Here is an 18,623-nt window from a genome sequence, read left to right as displayed (position 1 = left end):
TACTCATGTTGCTCTTGCTACTCACTACCTGTGACTGCTTCCTCCGGGACCATCCGTCCCAGTATCAAGCTGTCCGGCCGGCAGGGGGAACCTCATCGGACCCGAACGCCGCCTGGTACGCCTCGCACGTGGACTCGTGCAGCTTGCGTCCACCCGCGTAGTCGCCCGTCTCGCGCATGTCGGTGGCGAGGCCGAGTTTGGTGATCAGGAGACGCTGGTCGTCCCCGCTGAGCAGACGGCGTTTCAGGTCGAGTGTGCGTTGGTCGAGTTGCAGGGCTTCACGGAAGTCACCGGTGTGGCGCAGGCTGACCGCGAGGTTGTGGGCGATGTCGAGCGTGACCGGGTCGTCCTCGCCGAAGACCCGGCGCGCCCGTTCATAGGCGATCCGGTCCAGTTCGGCGCCGGCCGCGAACCTGCCCTCGGCGCGACGAACGGCGGCCTCGAACTGAAGAGCGTGGAGGGCATCTTCGCGGGTGTCGTGACCGTCGGCGGGGGCGGTGCTTTCGTAGACCCGTGTGAGGTGGGCCGCCAGCTGGGAGGCTTCATCGAACCTACCTGCCGCCAAGGTCACGTTGCCCAGCCACAGTCCCATCAGAAGCGTCTGCTGGTCGTCCTCACCGAAGACATCGCGCCACACCTGCCAGGCTTGCCCGGAGAACTCGAGCGAGGGCTTGTGACCGCCCCAGTTGTAGAGGTACCGGGCGATGTTGTGTACCAGCTGGCGTACCCGGGGCTGGTCGGACTTGATGGCCTCTGAGGCGAGGACATGGCCGTGTAGCTCCGCGTACCGGGGCCAGCTCGACGGGTCTGCGGGAACGCTAGGGTCGGAGGCGGCCAGCAGGGTATGGGCGCCTTGGCGCATACAGGAGCGTTGCTCTGGGGACATGCGGTTCTGCAGGACGAGTTGCACCAGGCGGTGCATGTGAAGGGAGTTCGTGCGGTGGTCTAGGCGTGCGAACGAGTAGCGGTTGGCCTCTCGGAGGGCGCGCGCCAGACGCACTGGGTCTCTCAACGCCCGATCCAGATCTGGAGTGATTGTGCTTTCTCCGAGGCCGGAGAAAATCGATCGGGAGATGGGCTCGGGGGCGAAGTAGGAGCACATCTGAAGCAGTTGCAGCGTGACCGGGTTGTGGGTCTGCAGGTGGTCCAGAGAGACGTGCCATGCGGCTGCGATGTGTAGCGGGCAGTCCGGCGGCTGCGTGTTTTCGAGCAGTTCCACCCGCTTGCTCTCGAGCAGGTCCAGATATGCGGACGTGGGCATGCCGGTCTCGGCACGCCAGGCGGCGGCCTGTTCCAGGGCCAGGGGCAGGTCGCCCAGCGCCGCGGCGAGCGCGTTGGCTTCGTCGTCCTCCAGCTGCGGATCCGAGCGACGGAGGACTTCCCTGCTCTCCTCACGCGAGAACACGTCTACCTCGAGTGAAGATGCGAGCCGATGCCAGCCGGGATTACGGGAGGTGACGAGGATCCTGCCGGGTCCGTCCGAGGGAAAGTACTGGCGGACCTGATCCGGGCTTTCGGCGTTGTCGAAGATCAGCAGCCAGTTGCTGTACGGCCGTCCCGTGCGCAGTGCCTCCAGGACCGCGGGAACCGCGATGTTGGCCTCGGCCGACGTGCCCAGCCAGAGCTGCTGGGCCAGCTCCACCAGAGCCTGGGCAATCTGTTCAGGGCGCTCCGCGGGGATCCACCAGACGACCTTGTAGTCTCTTTGGCGGCGGTACGCGTACTCGATGGCGAGCTGCGTCTTGCCGACGCCTCCCATATTTTGCAGTGCGTGGGGCAGCACTGCCGCCATACCTTGTTCGAGACGTTGTTCGAGCATCTCCAACAGGTCCGTCCGGCCGGTGAACTTGGAGTTGCGTGGCGGCACGCTCCCCCAAAGGTGGGGCTGGACGGGGGGCCTCGGCCTCATAGGCCTGTGCTGGTCTCCGTTCGTGGTGCCACGCCGGACCGGTTTGGTCCCTGCAACTGCGGGGGCCGGGATTTCCATCTGCTGGCGGGCGGCTGACATCCGCGCCCGGTGTGTCGCCAGCTCTTCATCGGCCGCTTCGAGAACGAGCTCGTACTCCCACAGACGAGGCTGCAGAGGCAGTTGCCGGAGGTCCCTGTCACCGTCCGAAAGGGTGGCCATCGGCGAGCAACCTGCTGCCGAGGAGACAGTAGGCCGGCTCATGGCTTCTATGACCAGAAGGTATTGCGCAGCCCGCTGTTCAGCCATGAGGCGGAGTTCCTCGGCTTCCGCGCGTTCCCTCCGCACCTCGTCCAAACGATCATTTGTCAGGCTGAGCAGTGCTGTGGTCCTGGACAGCTCATCCTGCATCCCCTGGAAAGCCTCCCCCTGATGTCCGCGTTCCAGCTCCTGGCAGCGTTGATCGAGAGAGCTGACCATCCCCATGAGCATGGAGACGAGGCGGCTGGTTCCGTGCAGGGCGTCCTTCGCGGCGATCTCGCCCTGGCGCGCATCGTCAAGCCGCAACTGCAGTTCGAGGGCAGTGCCTGTGGGCTTTTCGGCGGCTCCGACGGACCGGGCGCGAGCCGCAGCCTCGGCAGCCGCCAGTAGTTCCGTGCCCTTCTGTAACTGTAGCTGTCGAAGCTGGGGGCTCTTGATCAAGGCCGTGAGGAGATCCTCAAGGAGGTAGCTGGGGATCAACTTGGTGCCCTTGCGGTACTCGCTCCACTGGTTGCGGCCGTAGCGGAATTGAGCTGCCAGCTCGCGAGTTGTCCTGCCCTTCGTGACCCCACGAAGCCAGTGAGCGAGAGCATCCGCTTCCTGCGTGCCGCCGTTCAGCGGGCTGACCGGCTTGTCCGCACCCCGTCCTGGCATCTACCCCCCTGTCCGCAGGTGTCCGTGCTGTCCGCGACTTTCCTCATGACGACCTGCGCTAACGCCGTATCGAGTGACGGACAATCAGACCATTCCCTCACGCTGGCCTTCCACCCGTTCGGCACTTCTGGAAGGCGCCTGTGATGCGTAGCCCCACCCGCAGCAAGCTCGATCTGATCGTCTTCATCACTGTCCTTGGTGCTGGCGCGCTCTTTCTCGCCCTCGGCGTCTCCGCCAATGCCCTGGCCACGGTGTGCGTCGCTCTTTCCGGCTTGTATGGCGCATGGACCGGTACGCACTCCGCAACCCGGCGCCAGCGCGAACAGAATCAGACAGACGACCAGGACGGATCTGACCGGGTTGCGAGGACGGATGCCGCGGACCAGTGAGCCATCGGTATTCCCGGCGGATGCGTCGGCGAAGGCACGGAGCCCGAAGCCGAGCCGGTCTCAGTGGGTCCGTACCCAGACGGTGCCGTAAGCCACGAGTGCGCCTCCTGCAGCGGTTGCCGCGCCCCGCAGCCGATGGAGGCCAGCCTCGTTGCGCACCTGCGTGACAGGAGCGCATGCGCTCCCATGCCGCAGCGGTCCGCGGTCCGCTGCACGAGCGAGGACGTCAACTCGCCCTTCAGAGGCGGGAGACGGAAGACTTCTGCACCACCCGTTCCACGCGAATATCTGGCACCACCAACGTCGCCCAGGGACACCAAGCCTCGCCACTGCCGGTACCGGCTGCCTGGGACATCGGGGAAGCGCAGTCCGATCGGTTACAACCCTGCAGCTCCGGTTTTCGGCCGTAAGAGCCCGACGCAGCCTCGCGCACTGCGGCAGCCGTCGGGGCGCGCTGGGAGGGGCAGAAGGATCTGTGGGTGTGGGCGGGGTTTCGCCCGTGCTGCGGGTGCGGGTCAGTGCGCACAGAACGGCCGCGCGCTCGCTGTCCGGCAGGCCGGGAGCGAGGGTGAGGATCATTTTTCGGAAGGCGTCGTCGCGCTGCATGCGTTCACGGTCGATGAAACAGGCCCAGACGCGCGGAGCCAGGGCCACCAGAGCCACCAGGATGCAGAGGACCGCTGCCAGTCCGGGGAGTCTGGCGGCGATGGTGCCGATGCCGGCACCACAGACCGCTATGTACGAGGGGATCTTCACGCGGTTCTCCGCGAGACGAGGGTGGGCAGGAGGCGGACACCTGCGTGGTGTCGTCCGCGTGGGAAGCCGCGCGGTCGGCCCAGCCCTCGCCAAGCGGTATGCCTGGATGAGGCACTTGAGGCCAGCGTGGCACAGATTCCGGCGGACATTGCCCGGGCTCCCCTTCTGCCGGACAGCTTCCCGGGCGATGCCGGCCAGCCGCGCAACACTCTCTCCGTGTGGGGGCACCTCACTGCGGCGAGAGGGGGACGGCGAGAGGGGGGAGGCGCAGGACGGGGAAGACGACGACGAGGACGGTCAGCGCGGATTCCGCGGCCCCATCCGGCACTGTCCGGCACGACGTCGCTGCTCGGTGGCAAGCCGCTTGGCCTTGCGGCGGACCCGTTCGCCGAACGCCCCCGGGTCGGGAGCGCCGGCGGCTGCGGCCTCGGTCCAGGTGGTGCCCTCGCCCTCGGTGTCTGCGAACACGACCGCGCTCCGCCGGGGCGAGCCCGTGCAGTACGGCGCCGAGCCGTTCGTCTTCGAACACCCCGCCGCCGTGTGTGCGAGCAGGTCGACGTGGGTGGCGACCAGGTCGTACAGCGACATCCCGTCGCCGAGGTTCGCGTCGAGGGACAGCACTCGGCCGTGGGTTCGGCGCTGCCACAGCGGGTTCCACCACGGGTCCAGGCCGGCCAGGACCCGGGCTTGAGGCGATGTCGGAACCGAGGGACCGCACCTCTCCCTACGCCTGGACCAAGACCGCCTGGCCGCATCCAGCAGCAACTCGGGCAGCAGCTCGACGCGCTAGGCACCCCGCACCTCGGCGACCGCGTCGATGAACTCACCCGGGAAATCCAGCAACTCGAAGACAGACTTCAGCACGCCACCGAAGCCAACCAGGCCCTCCACGCCCGCATCGAAGAGCTCGAAGCCGATCTGGCCGCGCGCACCAGTCTGCGATGGCTTCGTTCACTTCAAGCGACAGCGTTTGTCGGTAGACACGTGTTCTGACCAGGTCGGTTGTCATGTCGACTGCGGCCGGTGGCTGGTCTGTTGTGTGCGGGTCGGCCCGTCCTGCCTGATGAGGAAGATGGCTGCCCCTAGAGGCGTCGGACCGGCTGTACTGCTGCGATCGCCGTCAGCCGAGCGTGGTGGCGCCGCGACACCGGGCAGCGACCTACGCAGGCTGGTGGGTCGGGCTTCGTGGTTCAGGGGCGGGCCCATGGTCGGAGTGCCGCAGCGGCGCTGACCCTTGCCCTCCATTGATCTTGGTCATGCGCACATAAAATCTTCAATCTTGTACAACTATTCGCAGGGGTCGCTGATCTGATCACCGGAGTCATCAGACTCCACGATCACTTGGGCCCTGGTGTCGGCGAACCGTGAGGAACAGCCGCCCTGCCGGGCCCCTTTCTCCACTTGGGGATCGCATGCGTATACGTGCCACCGTGGCCGCCGTCTCCGGCGCCCTGGCCCTCTCTGCCCTGGCCGTCCCGGCCGCGCAGGCCGACGGCTCCGCCGGCCACCGCGCGGACATCGCCAAGGTGCGCGAGGCCGCCCACGCCGCCTCGGGCAGGACCCCGTTCACCGGCTCCACCGGTTCCGACGGCGAGCCCTTCACGCTCGACCTGACCTTCTCCAACGTGAAGGTCAACAGCGGCAAGCCGATCGTCGCCGGAACCACCAACACGGTCTCCGTCCCGGTCACCTACACCATCAGGCACGCCGCGTCGGTGGACATCACCGCCGACGACTTCCTGATGGACGTCGAGATCTACCGCGGCTCCTACGAGGAGTTCGACAACGACCTGGTCGGAGACAACTGGCCGTCCTGCACCGCCACCTCGCCGACGGCTGCCACCTGCAAGGGCACCATCGACATCGACCCGTACGACGAGCTGAGCAACGCGGACGCGACCACCTGGAAGGCCTACGGCTACGCGATCGCGCTGAACGGCGTCGACCTGAACGACGAGGACGCCGACCTGAGCAAGGTCGGCTTCGTCGACCAGGACGCGCTGACCACCACCAAGCTCCAGCGCTACTCCCGCCTGACGGTCAACGCCTCGCCGGAGCCCGTCAAGAAGGGCAAGACCATCACGGTCACGGGCCTGCTGTCGCGCGCCAACTGGGACACCCACAAGTACGCCGGGTACACCGTCCAGCCGGTCGGGCTCCAGTTCCGCAAGAAGTCCAGCTCCACGTACACGTCCACCCTCAAGACGGTGAAGTCGGACTCCAAGGGCAATCTGAAGACGACCACGACGGCCACCGTCGACGGTTACTTCCGCTACAACTTCGCGGGCACCTCGACCACCCCGGCCGTCAAGGCCACGGGTGACTACGTCGATGTGCAGTAGTCGGTAACGGCGGTCGACCAGCCTCCACAGGAATTCCAGGACGGGTGGGCAGCGAGGACGGTCACGCCGCCTACTTCCGCGCTGACAAGGCATGGCTGTACATCGTGATCCTCACCGTGGGCTACATGATCAGCCGCGGGCTGGCCAAGTCCGGAAGCCGGGACCACTACGATTCCTGACCCGCACCACATCTGAACAAGGGCGGCGCCACAGCTCGTGGAGAGCGCCCGCTGCATGGGCGACCCTCCTGCACCATCACACGCACGTCGCAGTCCCGGCCAGGACAGATCCTGGCCGGGACTGCGACGGCGGATCTCCAAGAACCCATCACGCCAGCGCATCCTGGACGTCGTCGGTGACGCCTCCGGGCAGGCGACGGTGCCTGCCACCTGCGCGTCTCGTGGGTCGTGTGCACGACCCCGCGGTCTCCGCGAACGGCCCGCCACGGGGACCCATCGGCTCGACCTCCAGGGCCGGTCCTCGATCGTGAACTGCGTCGGCGTCGGCTGTCCGGCCACGGCCCGCAGTTCGGCAACGAATCTGCTCGTACCGTGGCGGGCTTGGACCTTCTCGAACTTCGGGCTGTCACTGCCGAAGCACGGTCTGGGACAGGGCACTTCACCTGTGAACGGAGCAGACTGTGCGCCCTTCTATGCGTGACGCGCCAGTGGCGCCAGGATCACAGCTGCCGACAGCGAATGGCCGATATCGCGTTGAATTGCGATTCGTGACGCGTTCTTTCACCGTAGAAACGGCCGCCGATCTGCTCGTCGACCTAGCCAGTGACGATGAGGTCCTCTCCTCTCAGAGTGACTGGCGCGCGACATGGACGGCAAGGACACCCAGTGTTGCCGGCACCGGGGTCGCGATGGCCGCCTCCTTATTCGCGCAGATGACCCGCACCCGCCACGACATCCCCTTCTTGCGCCTGGCGGAGTTGGACGACACCCGGCTGGCCGCGCTGTTGCTGAAGGTGCACGTGGCCTTCACCGCCTGCGGCGTGCTCTATGCGACGCAGTCCAGCATCGGATCGGACGCCGCCCTGGAGACCGAAGGACGCCTGCGTTTGGTATCAACCTCGGAGGCGGTGCATCCCTGCAAACGCGATGGCAGGCGGAATTCCTCCTGATACGCCTGGGGCCCTATCCCGCTGTACCCGTCCCGCCATCGAGAGCAACAGCGATGCCCTGGGAACGAGGCGGTGATCTACGCGGCCGGGATTCGTACCGCCGGGCACTGATACCCGCCAGGTGGGGAACGAGGGTCACGGCCACTACGGCCGCTACGGCCGAACTGCCGCCCTGATGGTCGTGACGCTTCTGCTGGGCCGCATACCCATGGCTCGCCGGTCCGTGTCGTAAACGGGGAACAGGTGCCCGAGGGCAGGAACTGGAAGGATTGATGGGGGACATGAAGGCCGTGAACGAACCGGTCATACCGGCAGAGGTGGAAAGTCCCGCTCTGCGGGCCCAGCCCACCGGAAGCTTCGCGCGATGGCTGCTGCGCCACCGGGTGCAGCCGGTGGGACCGGCCGCAGACGAGGGACACACCGAGCAACATGCCTGGTGGAAAGTGATGTGCCTGACAGGGGTCGACTACTTCTCCAGCCTGGCCTATGTCCCGGCGATCGCCGCACTCGCGGCAGGGGCGGTGTCACCGCTGGCGACGTTGCTGATCGTGGCGCTGACCCTGGTGGGGATGCTGCCGATGTACCGGCGGGTGACTCGTGAGAGCCCCAACGGAGCGGGGTCGGTGGCGATGCTGGAGGATCTGCTTGCTTCGAGACCGGCGTGAGCATGATGCCCCTCATCTCCGCCAAGGGCAGCGACCCCGAGGAGCAAAAGCAGTCCCGGCCCCGGCGTCGCCGAGGGCGTCCGTCCACGCAGCGAGTGCGCCCGGCGTGGTGAAAACGTCCACCAGACCAACGGCGATGACCGCAGCGTTGAGCGTTAGGAAGGCGACGACCAGGGGGATGGCCACCTTGACCGCTTCGCTGAACCCGAGCAGGAATACTCCGCCGAGCACCACCAGCAACGCCACGGTGAGGGCGACCTCGTGCCCGTGTAGGGCGTGCGGGAAGTAGGGGTTTTCCACCACGTGTACGGAAGCGTCCGGCGTCGCCCTTGCCAATGAGGCGGCGCCTTTCACGAGTATCGACGAAGGGCAATGAGAGTGGAGCATCCTCCTGCGCGAACACGCGAACAGGAGTGGCATGTACTCCTGGGCGATTATAAACCGCCGCATCTGCCCAACGGTCATGCTACGGAGGAAATGTGGCTGCTGCTTTCGGCTGCCTATAACAACTCGACGTTTCGTGCCCTCTACCCTTCCATCTCCATGTGGTTGTTGACCGTGTCTGATGCTGACTCGTTCATTGACATCAAAGACGAGCTCCCTGCCGTTTCCGCGGCGTTGGGGGAGTATCGCGTTCTCGCCTGGCCTTACCGTGGAGATGAATGTCTCTTTCTGACTAGCGATCCCGTAGAAGCGGTTGAATTTGCAGCCGAGCTGATCAAGGCTCGGCGAGCAGACACATGTAAAGGCAGGCCTTGAGGCAGAGCGCAGGGCTTCCGCGTTTGTCGACGGCCGGGGGAGAAGCGTTCGGTGTGCAGCCGGGTGGCCTCGCGGTGGGCGCCGGCCTCATCGACGCGCTGTCGGCGGTAGGCGACGACGAGGGCGACGAGCGCGCCTGCCCCGGCGACCAGTCCAATGGAGAGTTCAACCGGCCCCGGCGCCTGGCCCGCGTCGGAGTCTGTATCCCGCCCTCTCCCGGCGAGATCGAGTCCCTCTTCCAGGCATGGCGGGCCCAGCTCCCGCGCACGGCTGGTGCGGGTTCTTGGCGGCGACGCGGGATTACGTGGCGGCGTCGTTGTGTCGGCGTGTGGGTCTGCGGATCAACGAGACGGTCCGGCTGCGGGTGGGACTGGTATCCGGGCTCGGGCGCGTACGGGGTGCTGCATGTGCGGTGCGGGAAAGGGGCTCGGGGCAGCGGGCCCCGGCAGCGGCTGGTGCCGGCCATCGACGGGGTGGACCGGCTGCTGGCGTGGTGGCTGACCGAGGTGCGCCCGCAGTTCGGTGACGAGCCCGCCGGCGGGCAGGCCGTGCTGCTACCCAGCCGCCGGCACAGCGCCGATGGCGGGCGGCGTCCGGCTTGCGCGGTCACCCTGCGGGACGGGCTGGCCAGAGCGGTCGCACAGTGGCTGCCTGCTTGGGAGGGCCGGCTGACTCCGCACCCGCTCAGACATTTCTGCGCCTCCTATCTGTACGCGCGCGGGGTGGGTCTGGAGGCGGTGGGGGCGTTGCTGGGCCACCGGTGGCTGTCGACGACTGCACCATTACACGTGCCCGCCGAGCGGATCGAGCAGTGCTGGCAGCAGGCCAACGACCGCCTCACCGGCCGCCTGCTCGGCCCCGGCCCCTAGAAGGCAACCGAGAGCGGGACGGGACAGGTCGGCGACGAACACGGAGAGGGCGGGGCAGGGTGCGGTGGGAGTTGCGGCTACGGGCCGCCGAGCGGGGCGTGTTCAAGGCGGTCGAGATGCGCCGGCTGCTTGCTGCGCCGCGCGACAGGAAACCCCCACGCCTCCTACGTACAGGCCCTCGCCGGCGGCTGGGTACAGCTGTCTATCGCCAACACCCGCCCCCAGGAACGCCGCCCCGCCCCCGCCGCCGCTCGTCGTCGTGCCGGGTCCGGGCCGGCGCGGGTGGACGGGGGAGTGGAGTCTGCTGCCACGCCGCCTGCCGTTCTGGTGCCGCACGGTCACCGGCAGCCGGCTCTGTTCGAGCCGCCGCGGCGCCTGGTGACGGCCTGCGCCGGTGTGCCGCTTGACCCGGCCCGCGCCGCCGTCACCGCCCTGCTCGCCTTCCACGCCCTACGCGAGAGAGATCCGCAACCTCACCCTGGCCAGCCTGCGCGACCTCGACCACAGCCGCCTCTACCTGCCGGATCCACCGTCCTGCTCGCCGACCCGGTCAAGGCCCGCCTGCGCGCCTACCTCGCCCACCGCACCAAGACCTGGCCACACACCGCCAACCCCCACCTCTTCCTCACCCGCCGCACTGCCATCTCCACCACCCCCGTCAGCCATCCCTGGCTCCACCGGCGTCTGGCCGAACCGCGCCCTCTGCGCCGCCGCGCGGGTGTCGGCAGGTCGAGCCGGCCGGCACTCCTCGGGGCCGCGGCGCGCGCAGCCGCGGCCCCGCTGCCCGTACGGGCAGCGCGGACACGGTCCTGCAGCTCCTCAGGGAGGCGCACGGTGAGCTGGACGCCGGCCCCAGGCCGTTCGCGGCCTTCCTGGACGTCTCCGGCATATGGGCCCCGACCGCGGCGTTCACCGCTGCCGAGGCCCATATGCCCTCTGCCACCCAGCAGTTCGCAGACCTGGCCGAACAGACCACAGCCCGCCTTGTCCGTGGCCGCGGGCAAGGAGCTGTCGCCGGCGCAGTGCGTGTTGTACGCGGGCGTTGCCGGGCCCTGCGCTAGAAGGTCAGGTTCCAGGCGTCGATCTTGCCTGTGTCGGAGGCGGCGTTGTCGTTGACACGCAGCTTCCAGGTGCCGTTCGCGACCTCCGAGGAGGCGTTTACGGTGTAGGTCTGGGCGATGTTGTCGGCGCTGCCGCCGGCGTGGTTGTGCAGCGTGTAGACGGTGCCGTCCGGCGCCACCAGGTCGACCTTCAGATCACCGATGTAGGTGTGCTCGATGTCCACACCCACCTTGAGGGTGGCCGGGGCGTTGCCGGTCACGCCGGTTATGGCGATTGGGCTCTCCACGGTCGCGTTGTCGTTGATGGCGAAGTCCGCGAGGTTCTCGAAGTACTTACCGGGCGGCGGGGTCCCGACGGCCTTGAGGGCGTCGACCTGTCCTTCGCCGAAGAACGAATTGCTGGCCGTCGTGCCCGTGCAGCGGCTGTCCGAGGGGCAGGCGATGTCGTTGGCCTGGGCGGCCAGCTTGGCGCGGATCTGCGCCGGGGTGATGCCCGGGTCGGCGCTGGCGATGAGTGCCGCCACGCCGACCACGTGCGGGGTGGCCATCGAGGTGCCGCTCTTGCTGCCGTAGCCGCCGCCGGGGACGGTGGAGTACACGTTGCTGCCCGGCGCCGCGACGTCGATGACGCCCTGCCCGTAGTTGGAGAACGAGGCCTTGGTGACACCCGTGCCGTTGGCCGCGACCGTGACCACGCCCGGCAGCTCGGTCGGGATGTCGAGGCAGGCGTTGGTGATCGTGCGGGTGACCGGCGTCGAGTCGTTCGGGCTCGCGGAGTCGGTCGTCTTGTGGGCGAGGTCGTAGTTCTCGTTGCCCGCGGCGGCGATCTGGAGGGAGCCCTTGCCCTCGGCGTACTCCTGGGCGCGCTTGACGCCCTCGATGATGGCGGCCTGGTCGATGTTGTCCGGGCAGTTGAACTGCCACGGGTCCGTGTAGTAGCTGTTGTTGGTGACCTTGAAGCCGTGGTCACCGGCCCAGACGAAGCCGCAGATGGTGTTCTCGGCGAAGAAGAAGGAGTTGCCCGGCTCAGCGACCCGGACCGCGGAGATCTTCACCCCGGGGGCCACGCCGACGACGCCCTTGCCGTTCTTGGCCGCGGCGATGGTGCCCGCTACGTGGGTGCCGTGCGTGTCGACGTCCCGCCAGGCGCCGGCACGGGTGTCGGGCTTGCCGTAGGCGCAGGAGACTGAGTCGGCCGCGTTGAAGTTGGGCGCCAGGTCCTGGTGCTGGTCGTCCACACCGGTGTCCAGGATGCCGACTGTGACGGAGGCGGAGCCCGGGTTCACGGCCCAGGCCTGGTCGGCCTTGATCTGGCTCATGTCGGCCCGGACCGGTTCTCCGGCCGGGGTCGAGGCCTGGGCCGGATTGGCCGGGAGCGCCGGGTTGTAGGCGTCGGCCGGGACGTCCGAGGTGCGCGTGGCGCCGACCTGCTGCACGCCGGCGACGCCGCGCATGGTGGCGGCGAACCCGCTGGACGCCGAGTGGGCGACGATCACGCCGATGGCGTCGAAGTTCGAGAAGACGGTGCCGCCGTTGGCCGCGATCGCGGAGCGGACCGCCGAACTGTCACCGGGGGCGGTGATCACGAGGTAGGCACGCGTGCCTGCCACCCAGGTCGCACTCCGGGAAGCCGGCACGGCGGCCGGAGCGTGGGCCTTGGCGGCTGGCGCGGGGGAGGGGTCGATGGGGAGCGTGCCCGCGAGGGCGCCCGGGGCGCCGAACGCGAGGGCGGCGCCGAGCGTGGCCGCCAGGACCAGCGTGCGTCTAGGCCGGATGGATATGTGGGGTATCAATGCGTCCTCCGGAGACGGCCCGGCCGTGCTGAGGGCACCGGCGGGCCGTACGAAACGAGTGGTGGATGCAAGATGTCAGGCGCGTGCTCCTGTACGGAAGTACCTTTCCGTGCAGGGGCGTTATAGGGGAATGGCTGAAAAGAGACGTACTCCGGGCATCGGGGGGTCGGGATCCACCGGGAGCTCGGCGACGTCGACCGCGCCCTGGCGTACGCCGCCGACCTGGTGCCGGCCATCGACGGGGTGGACCGGCTGACACCGCACCCGCTCAGACATTTCTGCGCCTCCCATCTGTACGCGCGCGCGGGGTGGGTCTGGAGGCGGTGGGGGCGTTGCTGGGACATCGGTGGCTGTCGACGACGGCCCAGTACGTGCATGTGCCCGCCGAGCGGATCGAGCGGTGCTGGCAGCAGGCCAACGACCGCCTCACCGACCGCCTGCTGGGTTGGGTTCGCGGGGGCGGTAGCAGCGCTGCCACACGTCTGCCTGATCTCGAGAACTGACTGGCCGGCCGTCGTCGTGCCCGGCTGATTCCGCTCCATGGATCGTCTGAGGGCAGGCTGGATTTGGTGACTGGTGTGCCGATTGTCGTGCATCGGCCGTCTCGTACGGGCGGCCGGAGAGTCACTGTGCACAGCCGTGGCCGGGATCAGATTCTTGGTACTGCCTACAGCGATCATGGTCTGGTCGTGTTTTCGAGGGTGCCGGCATCACAGACCCTGACGCTGTCCTGGACGATCCGCGGTCGGTGGAGTGGCAAGGGGGGCCAGGCTCATGAATTCAACGTCGCCTGATCTCACAGCCTGACGATGCTGTCCTTTCCCAGAAATACCGGCAGACCAGTACCCGGACAAGGACCCGACGAGGCCTCAGCGGCTCATCTTCTAGGACGCGTTGGCAAGTGTTGTGTACTGCGCGAAGTGATCCTGCTTCAGTGCCCGGTACGTTGTCCGGGTCGCTTCATCCTGTCCGTCGGCGACTTCATGGAGCTGCTCCTGCGGGGACCGCAATACGACCAGGTGTGGGTCACGTCGGCTTCGTCGCTCGACGTCGACCACATGCTCCCACTCGCCGAGGCGTGGGATTCCGGCGCCGCAGCCTGGAGTGCGGCGCGGCGTGAGGCGTATGCGAATGACCAGGGTGCGCCGAACAGCCTGATCGCGGTCTCGGGAAGCTCGAACCGGGCCAAGGCGGACAGGGACCCGGCCGACTGGCTGCCGGTGCCGGCGGACCGGTGCACCTACGCCGCGGACTGGGTGGCGGACAAGCTTCGCTGGAGGCTGACGGCGGACCCGGCGGAGCGGGACACGCTGAGCCGCCTTGCCGAGGCATGCCCGACCGCCGTCGTCTCCTACGAGCAGGTCCCGTAACGCCACGCCGGGGCTCCGTCGCGTCAGATGCCGGACTGCGGCGGAGCCCTGGCGCGCCGCTACGCGACCTGCGGAGGGGTCTGCGGCCGCAGGGGCGAGGTGTACGCATTCCGCACATCTCGTGGGACAGCAGACCGTCCTGCAACGGACCGAAGCGCCGCGTGATCCTGTGAGCTGGTGCCCGGCGCCAGCGCCGACGCCGAGTTCAAGCGCTGAGCCGACCGTTGCCAAAGAGCGCTTTGGCGCGCCGCCGGTTCTGCGGGCCGAACTGCGTGGCCGGGCGCCTGCCGGATGCGTCGCAGACGGGAGAAGGCCTGGCAGCTGATGGGCGGTCACCCGCATGCATGCCGTTGTCGAGCCACACCGCGCGGGTGCCGGACGGCGGCGGGGCGCTCGTCATGAGCCGACCCGAAGGCGGCATGGGTCAACGCGAGCCCGTGCCGAGCGGACCCTGGACGCTACGGCTGCAGACCGAGTGTCTGGGGTCGATTCAACAAGTCAGGGTCACGCTCGGCGCCACGACGGCCGCCGAGCGCCCACGCCGCAGGTAGCCCTGGCCCTGCCGGATCGGCGCTGCATGAAGGGGGTGGGCGGTCGCGTCGGTGCGTTGCGCCCACCCTGGTTGGTCATTCGCTGGCGACGATTTCGTTCACGATCCATGCGCCGAGTTCTTCGGTCATGGTGGTGTGTCCCTCGTTGCGGCTGGCGCACTGGAAGGCGTCGAGTGCGCTGTCGTTCGGTGTGATCGGCTTGTAGAGCTGCTTCGAGTCGTTGATGTCCCCGGTGGCGAGTGCGCTGATGCTGGGAATGAAGCAGGACGTGGTGATGACGTCCGGGTCCACGGTGTTGCCCAGAACAGTCATAAGGAGGGCTGCCAGGCCGAAGCTGCCGGTGTCACCGTCCGGGGACGGCACGGTGAACAAGCCTCCAGGAGCACCGTCGACAGCGGGCAGCCCGCTGGTGCGCACCGACGTCGGTTCCTCGCCCGCCTTCTGCAGGCGCGCGACGACCTGCTCACCCTCAGCCTGGGTCCTGAGCCACGTGTCGTTCAGCGTGTCACCCTGACACTTCACCGCGGTCGCGCCGGCCTTCACACCGTTGCCGGTGCCGGTGTCCACCCCGTTCGCGACCCCGATCTTGCGGACGTTCCGCGGCCATCCGCCGACCTCGTCGAGAGCCCTGATGAACGCCGTCCGCTCCGGTGCCTGCTGAGGGGTGCTGCCGACCTTTTCGATGTGCCAACGCGCCATCTCCTTCGCGGCGGGGCTGTTGAGCAGCCCGGAGAACTGGCGCAGCACGGGGCCCACGACGGGAGTGTCCCCCCACTTGTCCGTCGCGAAGTGCGTGAACGCCTGAAGAGCGATGGGGAACCACGCGCCCTGGTGCGGGGTGTCGTAGGAGAGGTAGAGGGACGTCTCGTGGTCGGGAAGCGAGGGGTCCTGCTCCATCGTGGCCAGCGCGTAGCGGGTGATCAGTCCGCCCATGCTGAACCCGCCCACCGTCAGCCTCGCCCGGCCCACCCGCTCGGCGATGGCCCGGCGGATGCAGTCGATGGCGGTGTCGGTATTCGCCGTGATCGATGCCGTCCGGTCGTTGTAGCCAAGGACGATCACATCCCGACCGGTCGCGTGGAGTTCGGAGATGAAACGGAACTCACCGTTCTCCTCCAGGCCGTGCCAGAGCTGATCGAGGTTGCTTGAGCCGCTGGAGAAGCCGTCGGACAGGATGACAGGCCGGATGAGCTGCCTGCGGTTCAGCGGGCTGTAGTAGATCCAGGCCGTTCCGCCGGCGAGGGGCCATTCGTCATGGGGCTCCGGCGCGGGAGGAAACGAGGAACGGGCCTTGGGGGAGACCGGACCCCATACGTCAACGACAGGGTTCATGCGCAGTTGGCTCCTTGCGTCTGTCGCGGACCAACCGAGAACACAGGCCTGTCCGCGCAGCGCCGCGAGATCGGCACTACCCAACAGCATAATCACAATAAGTATGCTACCGACTGCATATAGTCACCATATGGTGGCGGGGTCGAGGCCGTGACCGCACATGCCGCACGTCCTCTTCAGCTTCGCCTGCACCCGCTCGATCCTCGCTTTCACGCATCCCCCAGCCTGGCCACGTCAGCAGCGGCATCCGTACGGCAAGACGTTCGGCGTCGTCCCCGGGGCCGGCGATCCGGCCGGTCGGCCGCGTTACCGAACCTGTGGGCGAGGCAGTCACACCCACGAGTGGACGAACTGGACTGGGCGACCGCGACCACGCGACACTTCGACAACAGGGCCTCTTGCTTCTCGCTGGACTCGACATCCGCGAGTTACCAAGAGGCCCTTCTTCCATGCACGCGGACCGGCCAACTCACCCGAATCAGGACGCTGTTCGAGCGCCACCGACCACGCGAGCGGATAGAGAACAGGCAGTTACGCTAGCCCGCGAAATCGGGCAGGTGTCCACCTGCCCCTGTTGTGCCCGATCGGCCCCCTGGTCTTGCCCGACGCGGGACCCGGATTGGCGAGGTGGGTAAGCTGGGGAACCGACCGTCCCCCGTTCCGGCCTGGTATTTCGTCCCCGTAGTGGGCGCGGGTCGGCGCCGGCGCGCGGCCCCACTGGCGTAGACATTGTGAGGACCGCGCGGCACCTCTGATCAGAGATTCAGACTCCCCAGCAGTTCAGGAGGCCGGTGAAAGGGGGGCTGACGCGTTGGCGCTCCGTCGGCTGCTTCCCTACCGCCCTGATCCGAGTGCCCCGCGAAGGCAAGGGACGATGGGTCCAATGCGTGCGCAGAGATGGGCGGGTGCACTTTATGAGCCCGTTTCACATGACGCCCGTCCACGCCTGCGACGAATCGGCGTCGCACTGTTACGCGAGCGGATCGCCGCTGGGTCCTATCCGGAGGGGTTGCCGTCCGAGGCCGAGATCGGGCGCGAATTCGGGGTGGTCCGTATGACAGTTCGGCGTGCTGCCAGCCGTCCGCCGCTTCCCATAGGGCGCGCTGCGCGTGGGCTCAGGCGGTGCGCCTACGCGTTGTCGCAGGCGGCCGGCCGGGGTCGCGTGCCGGTTCGTGTGTAGTTGGAGACGCCATTGACGATCATCGACGTGTCTCCCGTGAGTGCGTCGCACACGCCCACTGGCCGGGTCGGCGAATAGCAGATCAGGCTGTACTGGCCGAGGTACCGCTCCTTGGTGCAGAAAGCGCTGCTGCCGAAGCTGCTGTTGAGTGCACCGCTGATGTCTACGGCCTTGGTGGTGTTGAGAGTCGCAACCAGCGCGATCTGCGCTCCACCACTGCGGTTCGTCACGAGGCAGCCTCGGTATTGCACATGGTCGGAGACGGAGTGGGTCTTCGGATTTGAGCAGTACCAGTTTGACTCGCCGAGGTATCCTCCCGGCTGCCAGGTACCAGCGGCCGAGGCTGGACTTGAGGCGAAGATGACGCCGGCGGCGGCAGCGGCCAGCGTCGCGAGGCCACGATTGACACGAAGCATTAGTTCCCCCATGTGTAAGCCCGCGCACGCGCAATGACGTGCGCAAAGATCAGTCGCGTTCGAACTGTATCTCGACAGCTGCTGCACCCTCCCCCCGCGTGGCGATGTGCGGACGGATCCCGCGGGCCCACAGTCTCCGCTATTCGTCGTGGTCGTAGCCGCGGTCCGCGAGCAAGTTGGTGGGCTGGCTGCGCGGGCGGCCGACGACACCGGCCACCGCGGGAACTTTGTCGAGCATCGAAGTAGTTGGGTGGCAAAATCCACCCCTGGCGGACGGTTACTCCGCACAGGGCTCCGGAGCACAATCAGAGTTCGGCTTGCGAACGGCTCTGAACAGCAGGTTCATTGATCGCGGAGCCGTGCAGCACCCTCCTGTATCGCAGATGGCGCGTAGCAGGCAGAAAACGGCTCCCGAGGCTCCTTCGCCGCGTGGGGATCGTGCTGGTCAGCGGCACTATCGAGTCAAGTTGCTGCGGATCTGTCCCCGGATAGTCCAGACGCCGACAATCCCCACCATGGCGCTCACCAGCTTTGACGCGGCGTCAGCAGATGTCCAGAGCAGCTGAAGTTGATGGCGCAACTTCGGCTTTGTTGAAGGCCTGCGCCGCGAGCGCCTGCTGTGCGCCCTTGTGGGGAGCCTAACTGTGCGTCACCGTCGGAGTTTGGCAGTTGCCTCTGAAGGTGCCGTGAGTACGAGGGGGAACGAGATGGGGGACCTGAGCGCAAGCCCGTCATGGTCGCGGAGCGTTTTCGGTGAGCTGACTGTGCCGCTGTCGAAGCTGATCCCGGAGTGCATCGGCAGGGCCCATGAGCGAGCTCGGGACGGTCACCGGGGCGTAGGTACGCAGACCCTGGAGGCGTACGGACACGGTCTTCACGCTTCGCAATACGAGGAGCTGGCAGCAGGGCTCGCTGATCTTCCAGGCGTCACGGCGGTGCGTCTGCAAGCGCGCACGGTGATGGTTGTGGCCGGACATGTGCTCTATCCGATCCGTTACGCCAAACGGGACGTGCCGGTCACGGTGGCTCGACTCCGTCGTGCAGTTGGCCTCCGAGCTGATCTGATTTGGCGCCACGGTCCTGAACCCATGCAGGGTGAAGTTCCCCCCGCGAACTGGACAGCGGGTGTTTACGCTGCCGGGACGAGGTTCTGCCTGAGCAGGGATCTCGTTTCGAGCGGGGTGACGTAG

Annotated in this window: 14 protein-coding genes and 1 pseudogene; 9 read left to right on the top strand and 6 right to left on the bottom strand. The window is 67.4% G+C overall.

Annotated elements, in window-relative coordinates:
• Positions 1 to 64: 64 nt before the first annotated feature.
• Positions 65 to 2,821, bottom strand: a complete 2,757-nt coding sequence (gene fxsT, locus ACWD68_RS39940; protein ID WP_451811371.1) for an FxSxx-COOH system tetratricopeptide repeat protein — start codon at positions 2,819 to 2,821, stop codon at positions 65 to 67.
• Positions 2,822 to 2,964: 143 nt separating this feature from the next.
• Here fxsT and ACWD68_RS39935 point away from each other — a divergent pair, with 143 nt between their 5' ends.
• Positions 2,965 to 3,210 carry a hypothetical protein gene (locus ACWD68_RS39935; RefSeq protein WP_451811370.1) on the top strand — a complete coding sequence of 82 codons (246 nt, stop codon included), beginning with the start codon at positions 2,965 to 2,967 and terminating at the stop codon, positions 3,208 to 3,210.
• Between the two features lie 1,053 nt (positions 3,211 to 4,263).
• Here the strand turns inward: ACWD68_RS39935 and ACWD68_RS39930 are convergent.
• The gene (locus ACWD68_RS39930) at positions 4,264 to 4,587 is read right to left on the bottom strand and encodes a hypothetical protein (protein WP_451811369.1); all 324 of its coding nucleotides are present in this window, start codon (positions 4,585 to 4,587) and stop codon (positions 4,264 to 4,266) included.
• Positions 4,588 to 5,378: 791 nt separating this feature from the next.
• Here ACWD68_RS39930 and ACWD68_RS39925 point away from each other — a divergent pair.
• From ACWD68_RS39925 to ACWD68_RS39910, 4 genes and pseudogenes are all read left to right on the top strand, one after another.
• On the top strand, positions 5,379 to 6,308 hold the full coding sequence (locus ACWD68_RS39925; RefSeq protein WP_451811368.1) for a hypothetical protein: 930 nt from the start codon (positions 5,379 to 5,381) through the stop codon (positions 6,306 to 6,308).
• Positions 6,309 to 6,352: 44 nt separating this feature from the next.
• Complete coding sequence (locus ACWD68_RS39920) at positions 6,353 to 6,487, top strand: hypothetical protein (RefSeq protein ID WP_451811367.1); 135 nt, start codon at positions 6,353 to 6,355, stop codon at positions 6,485 to 6,487.
• 548 nt (positions 6,488 to 7,035) lie between these two features.
• Positions 7,036 to 7,437 (top strand): hypothetical protein, encoded by a 402-nt coding sequence (locus ACWD68_RS39915; RefSeq protein WP_451811366.1) that lies wholly within the window; start codon positions 7,036 to 7,038, stop codon positions 7,435 to 7,437.
• 281 nt (positions 7,438 to 7,718) lie between these two features.
• Positions 7,719 to 8,084 (top strand): annotated as a pseudogene (locus tag ACWD68_RS39910) (amino acid transporter); the annotation flags it as partial.
• Positions 8,085 to 8,114: 30 nt separating this feature from the next.
• Here the strand turns inward: ACWD68_RS39910 and ACWD68_RS39905 are convergent.
• Positions 8,115 to 8,567, bottom strand: a complete 453-nt coding sequence (locus ACWD68_RS39905; protein WP_451811372.1) for a hypothetical protein — start codon at positions 8,565 to 8,567, stop codon at positions 8,115 to 8,117.
• Between ACWD68_RS39905 and ACWD68_RS39900 the strand changes: the two genes are divergently transcribed.
• Positions 8,475 to 8,861, top strand: coding sequence for a DUF6193 family natural product biosynthesis protein (locus tag ACWD68_RS39900; RefSeq protein WP_451811365.1), 387 nt, complete (start codon positions 8,475 to 8,477; stop codon positions 8,859 to 8,861). The genes ACWD68_RS39905 and ACWD68_RS39900 overlap by 93 nt on opposite strands.
• 53 nt (positions 8,862 to 8,914) lie before the next feature.
• Positions 8,915 to 9,730 carry a tyrosine-type recombinase/integrase gene (locus ACWD68_RS39895; protein ID WP_451811364.1) on the top strand — a complete coding sequence of 272 codons (816 nt, stop codon included), beginning with the start codon at positions 8,915 to 8,917 and terminating at the stop codon, positions 9,728 to 9,730.
• 1,057 nt (positions 9,731 to 10,787) lie between these two features.
• On the opposite strand, the gene ACWD68_RS39890 is transcribed toward ACWD68_RS39895, so the two are convergent.
• Positions 10,788 to 12,584 carry a S8 family peptidase gene (locus tag ACWD68_RS39890; RefSeq protein ID WP_451811363.1) on the bottom strand — a complete coding sequence of 599 codons (1,797 nt, stop codon included), beginning with the start codon at positions 12,582 to 12,584 and terminating at the stop codon, positions 10,788 to 10,790.
• 920 nt (positions 12,585 to 13,504) lie between these two features.
• Here ACWD68_RS39890 and ACWD68_RS39885 point away from each other — a divergent pair.
• Entirely contained in the window at positions 13,505 to 13,954 is a 450-nt protein-coding gene (locus ACWD68_RS39885) for an HNH endonuclease family protein (protein WP_451811362.1), read from the top strand.
• Between the two features lie 626 nt (positions 13,955 to 14,580).
• Here ACWD68_RS39885 and ACWD68_RS39880 read toward each other — a convergent pair.
• Positions 14,581 to 15,837, bottom strand: coding sequence for an esterase/lipase family protein (locus tag ACWD68_RS39880; protein ID WP_451811361.1), 1,257 nt, complete (start codon positions 15,835 to 15,837; stop codon positions 14,581 to 14,583).
• 874 nt (positions 15,838 to 16,711) lie between these two features.
• On the opposite strand from ACWD68_RS39880, the gene ACWD68_RS39875 reads away from it, so the two are divergent.
• On the top strand, positions 16,712 to 17,017 hold the full coding sequence (locus ACWD68_RS39875; RefSeq protein WP_451811360.1) for a GntR family transcriptional regulator: 306 nt from the start codon (positions 16,712 to 16,714) through the stop codon (positions 17,015 to 17,017).
• On the opposite strand, the gene ACWD68_RS39870 is transcribed toward ACWD68_RS39875, so the two are convergent.
• Entirely contained in the window at positions 16,966 to 17,433 is a 468-nt protein-coding gene (locus ACWD68_RS39870; RefSeq protein ID WP_451811359.1) for a hypothetical protein, read from the bottom strand. The two genes, ACWD68_RS39875 and ACWD68_RS39870, sit on opposite strands and share 52 nt — an antisense overlap.
• Positions 17,434 to 18,623 lie beyond the last annotated feature (1,190 nt).

This window comes from Streptomyces sp. NPDC005141, assembly GCF_053599975.1.
The sequence above is the reverse complement of the archived record's forward strand: the minus strand, read 5'-3'. Positions and strand labels throughout refer to the sequence as shown.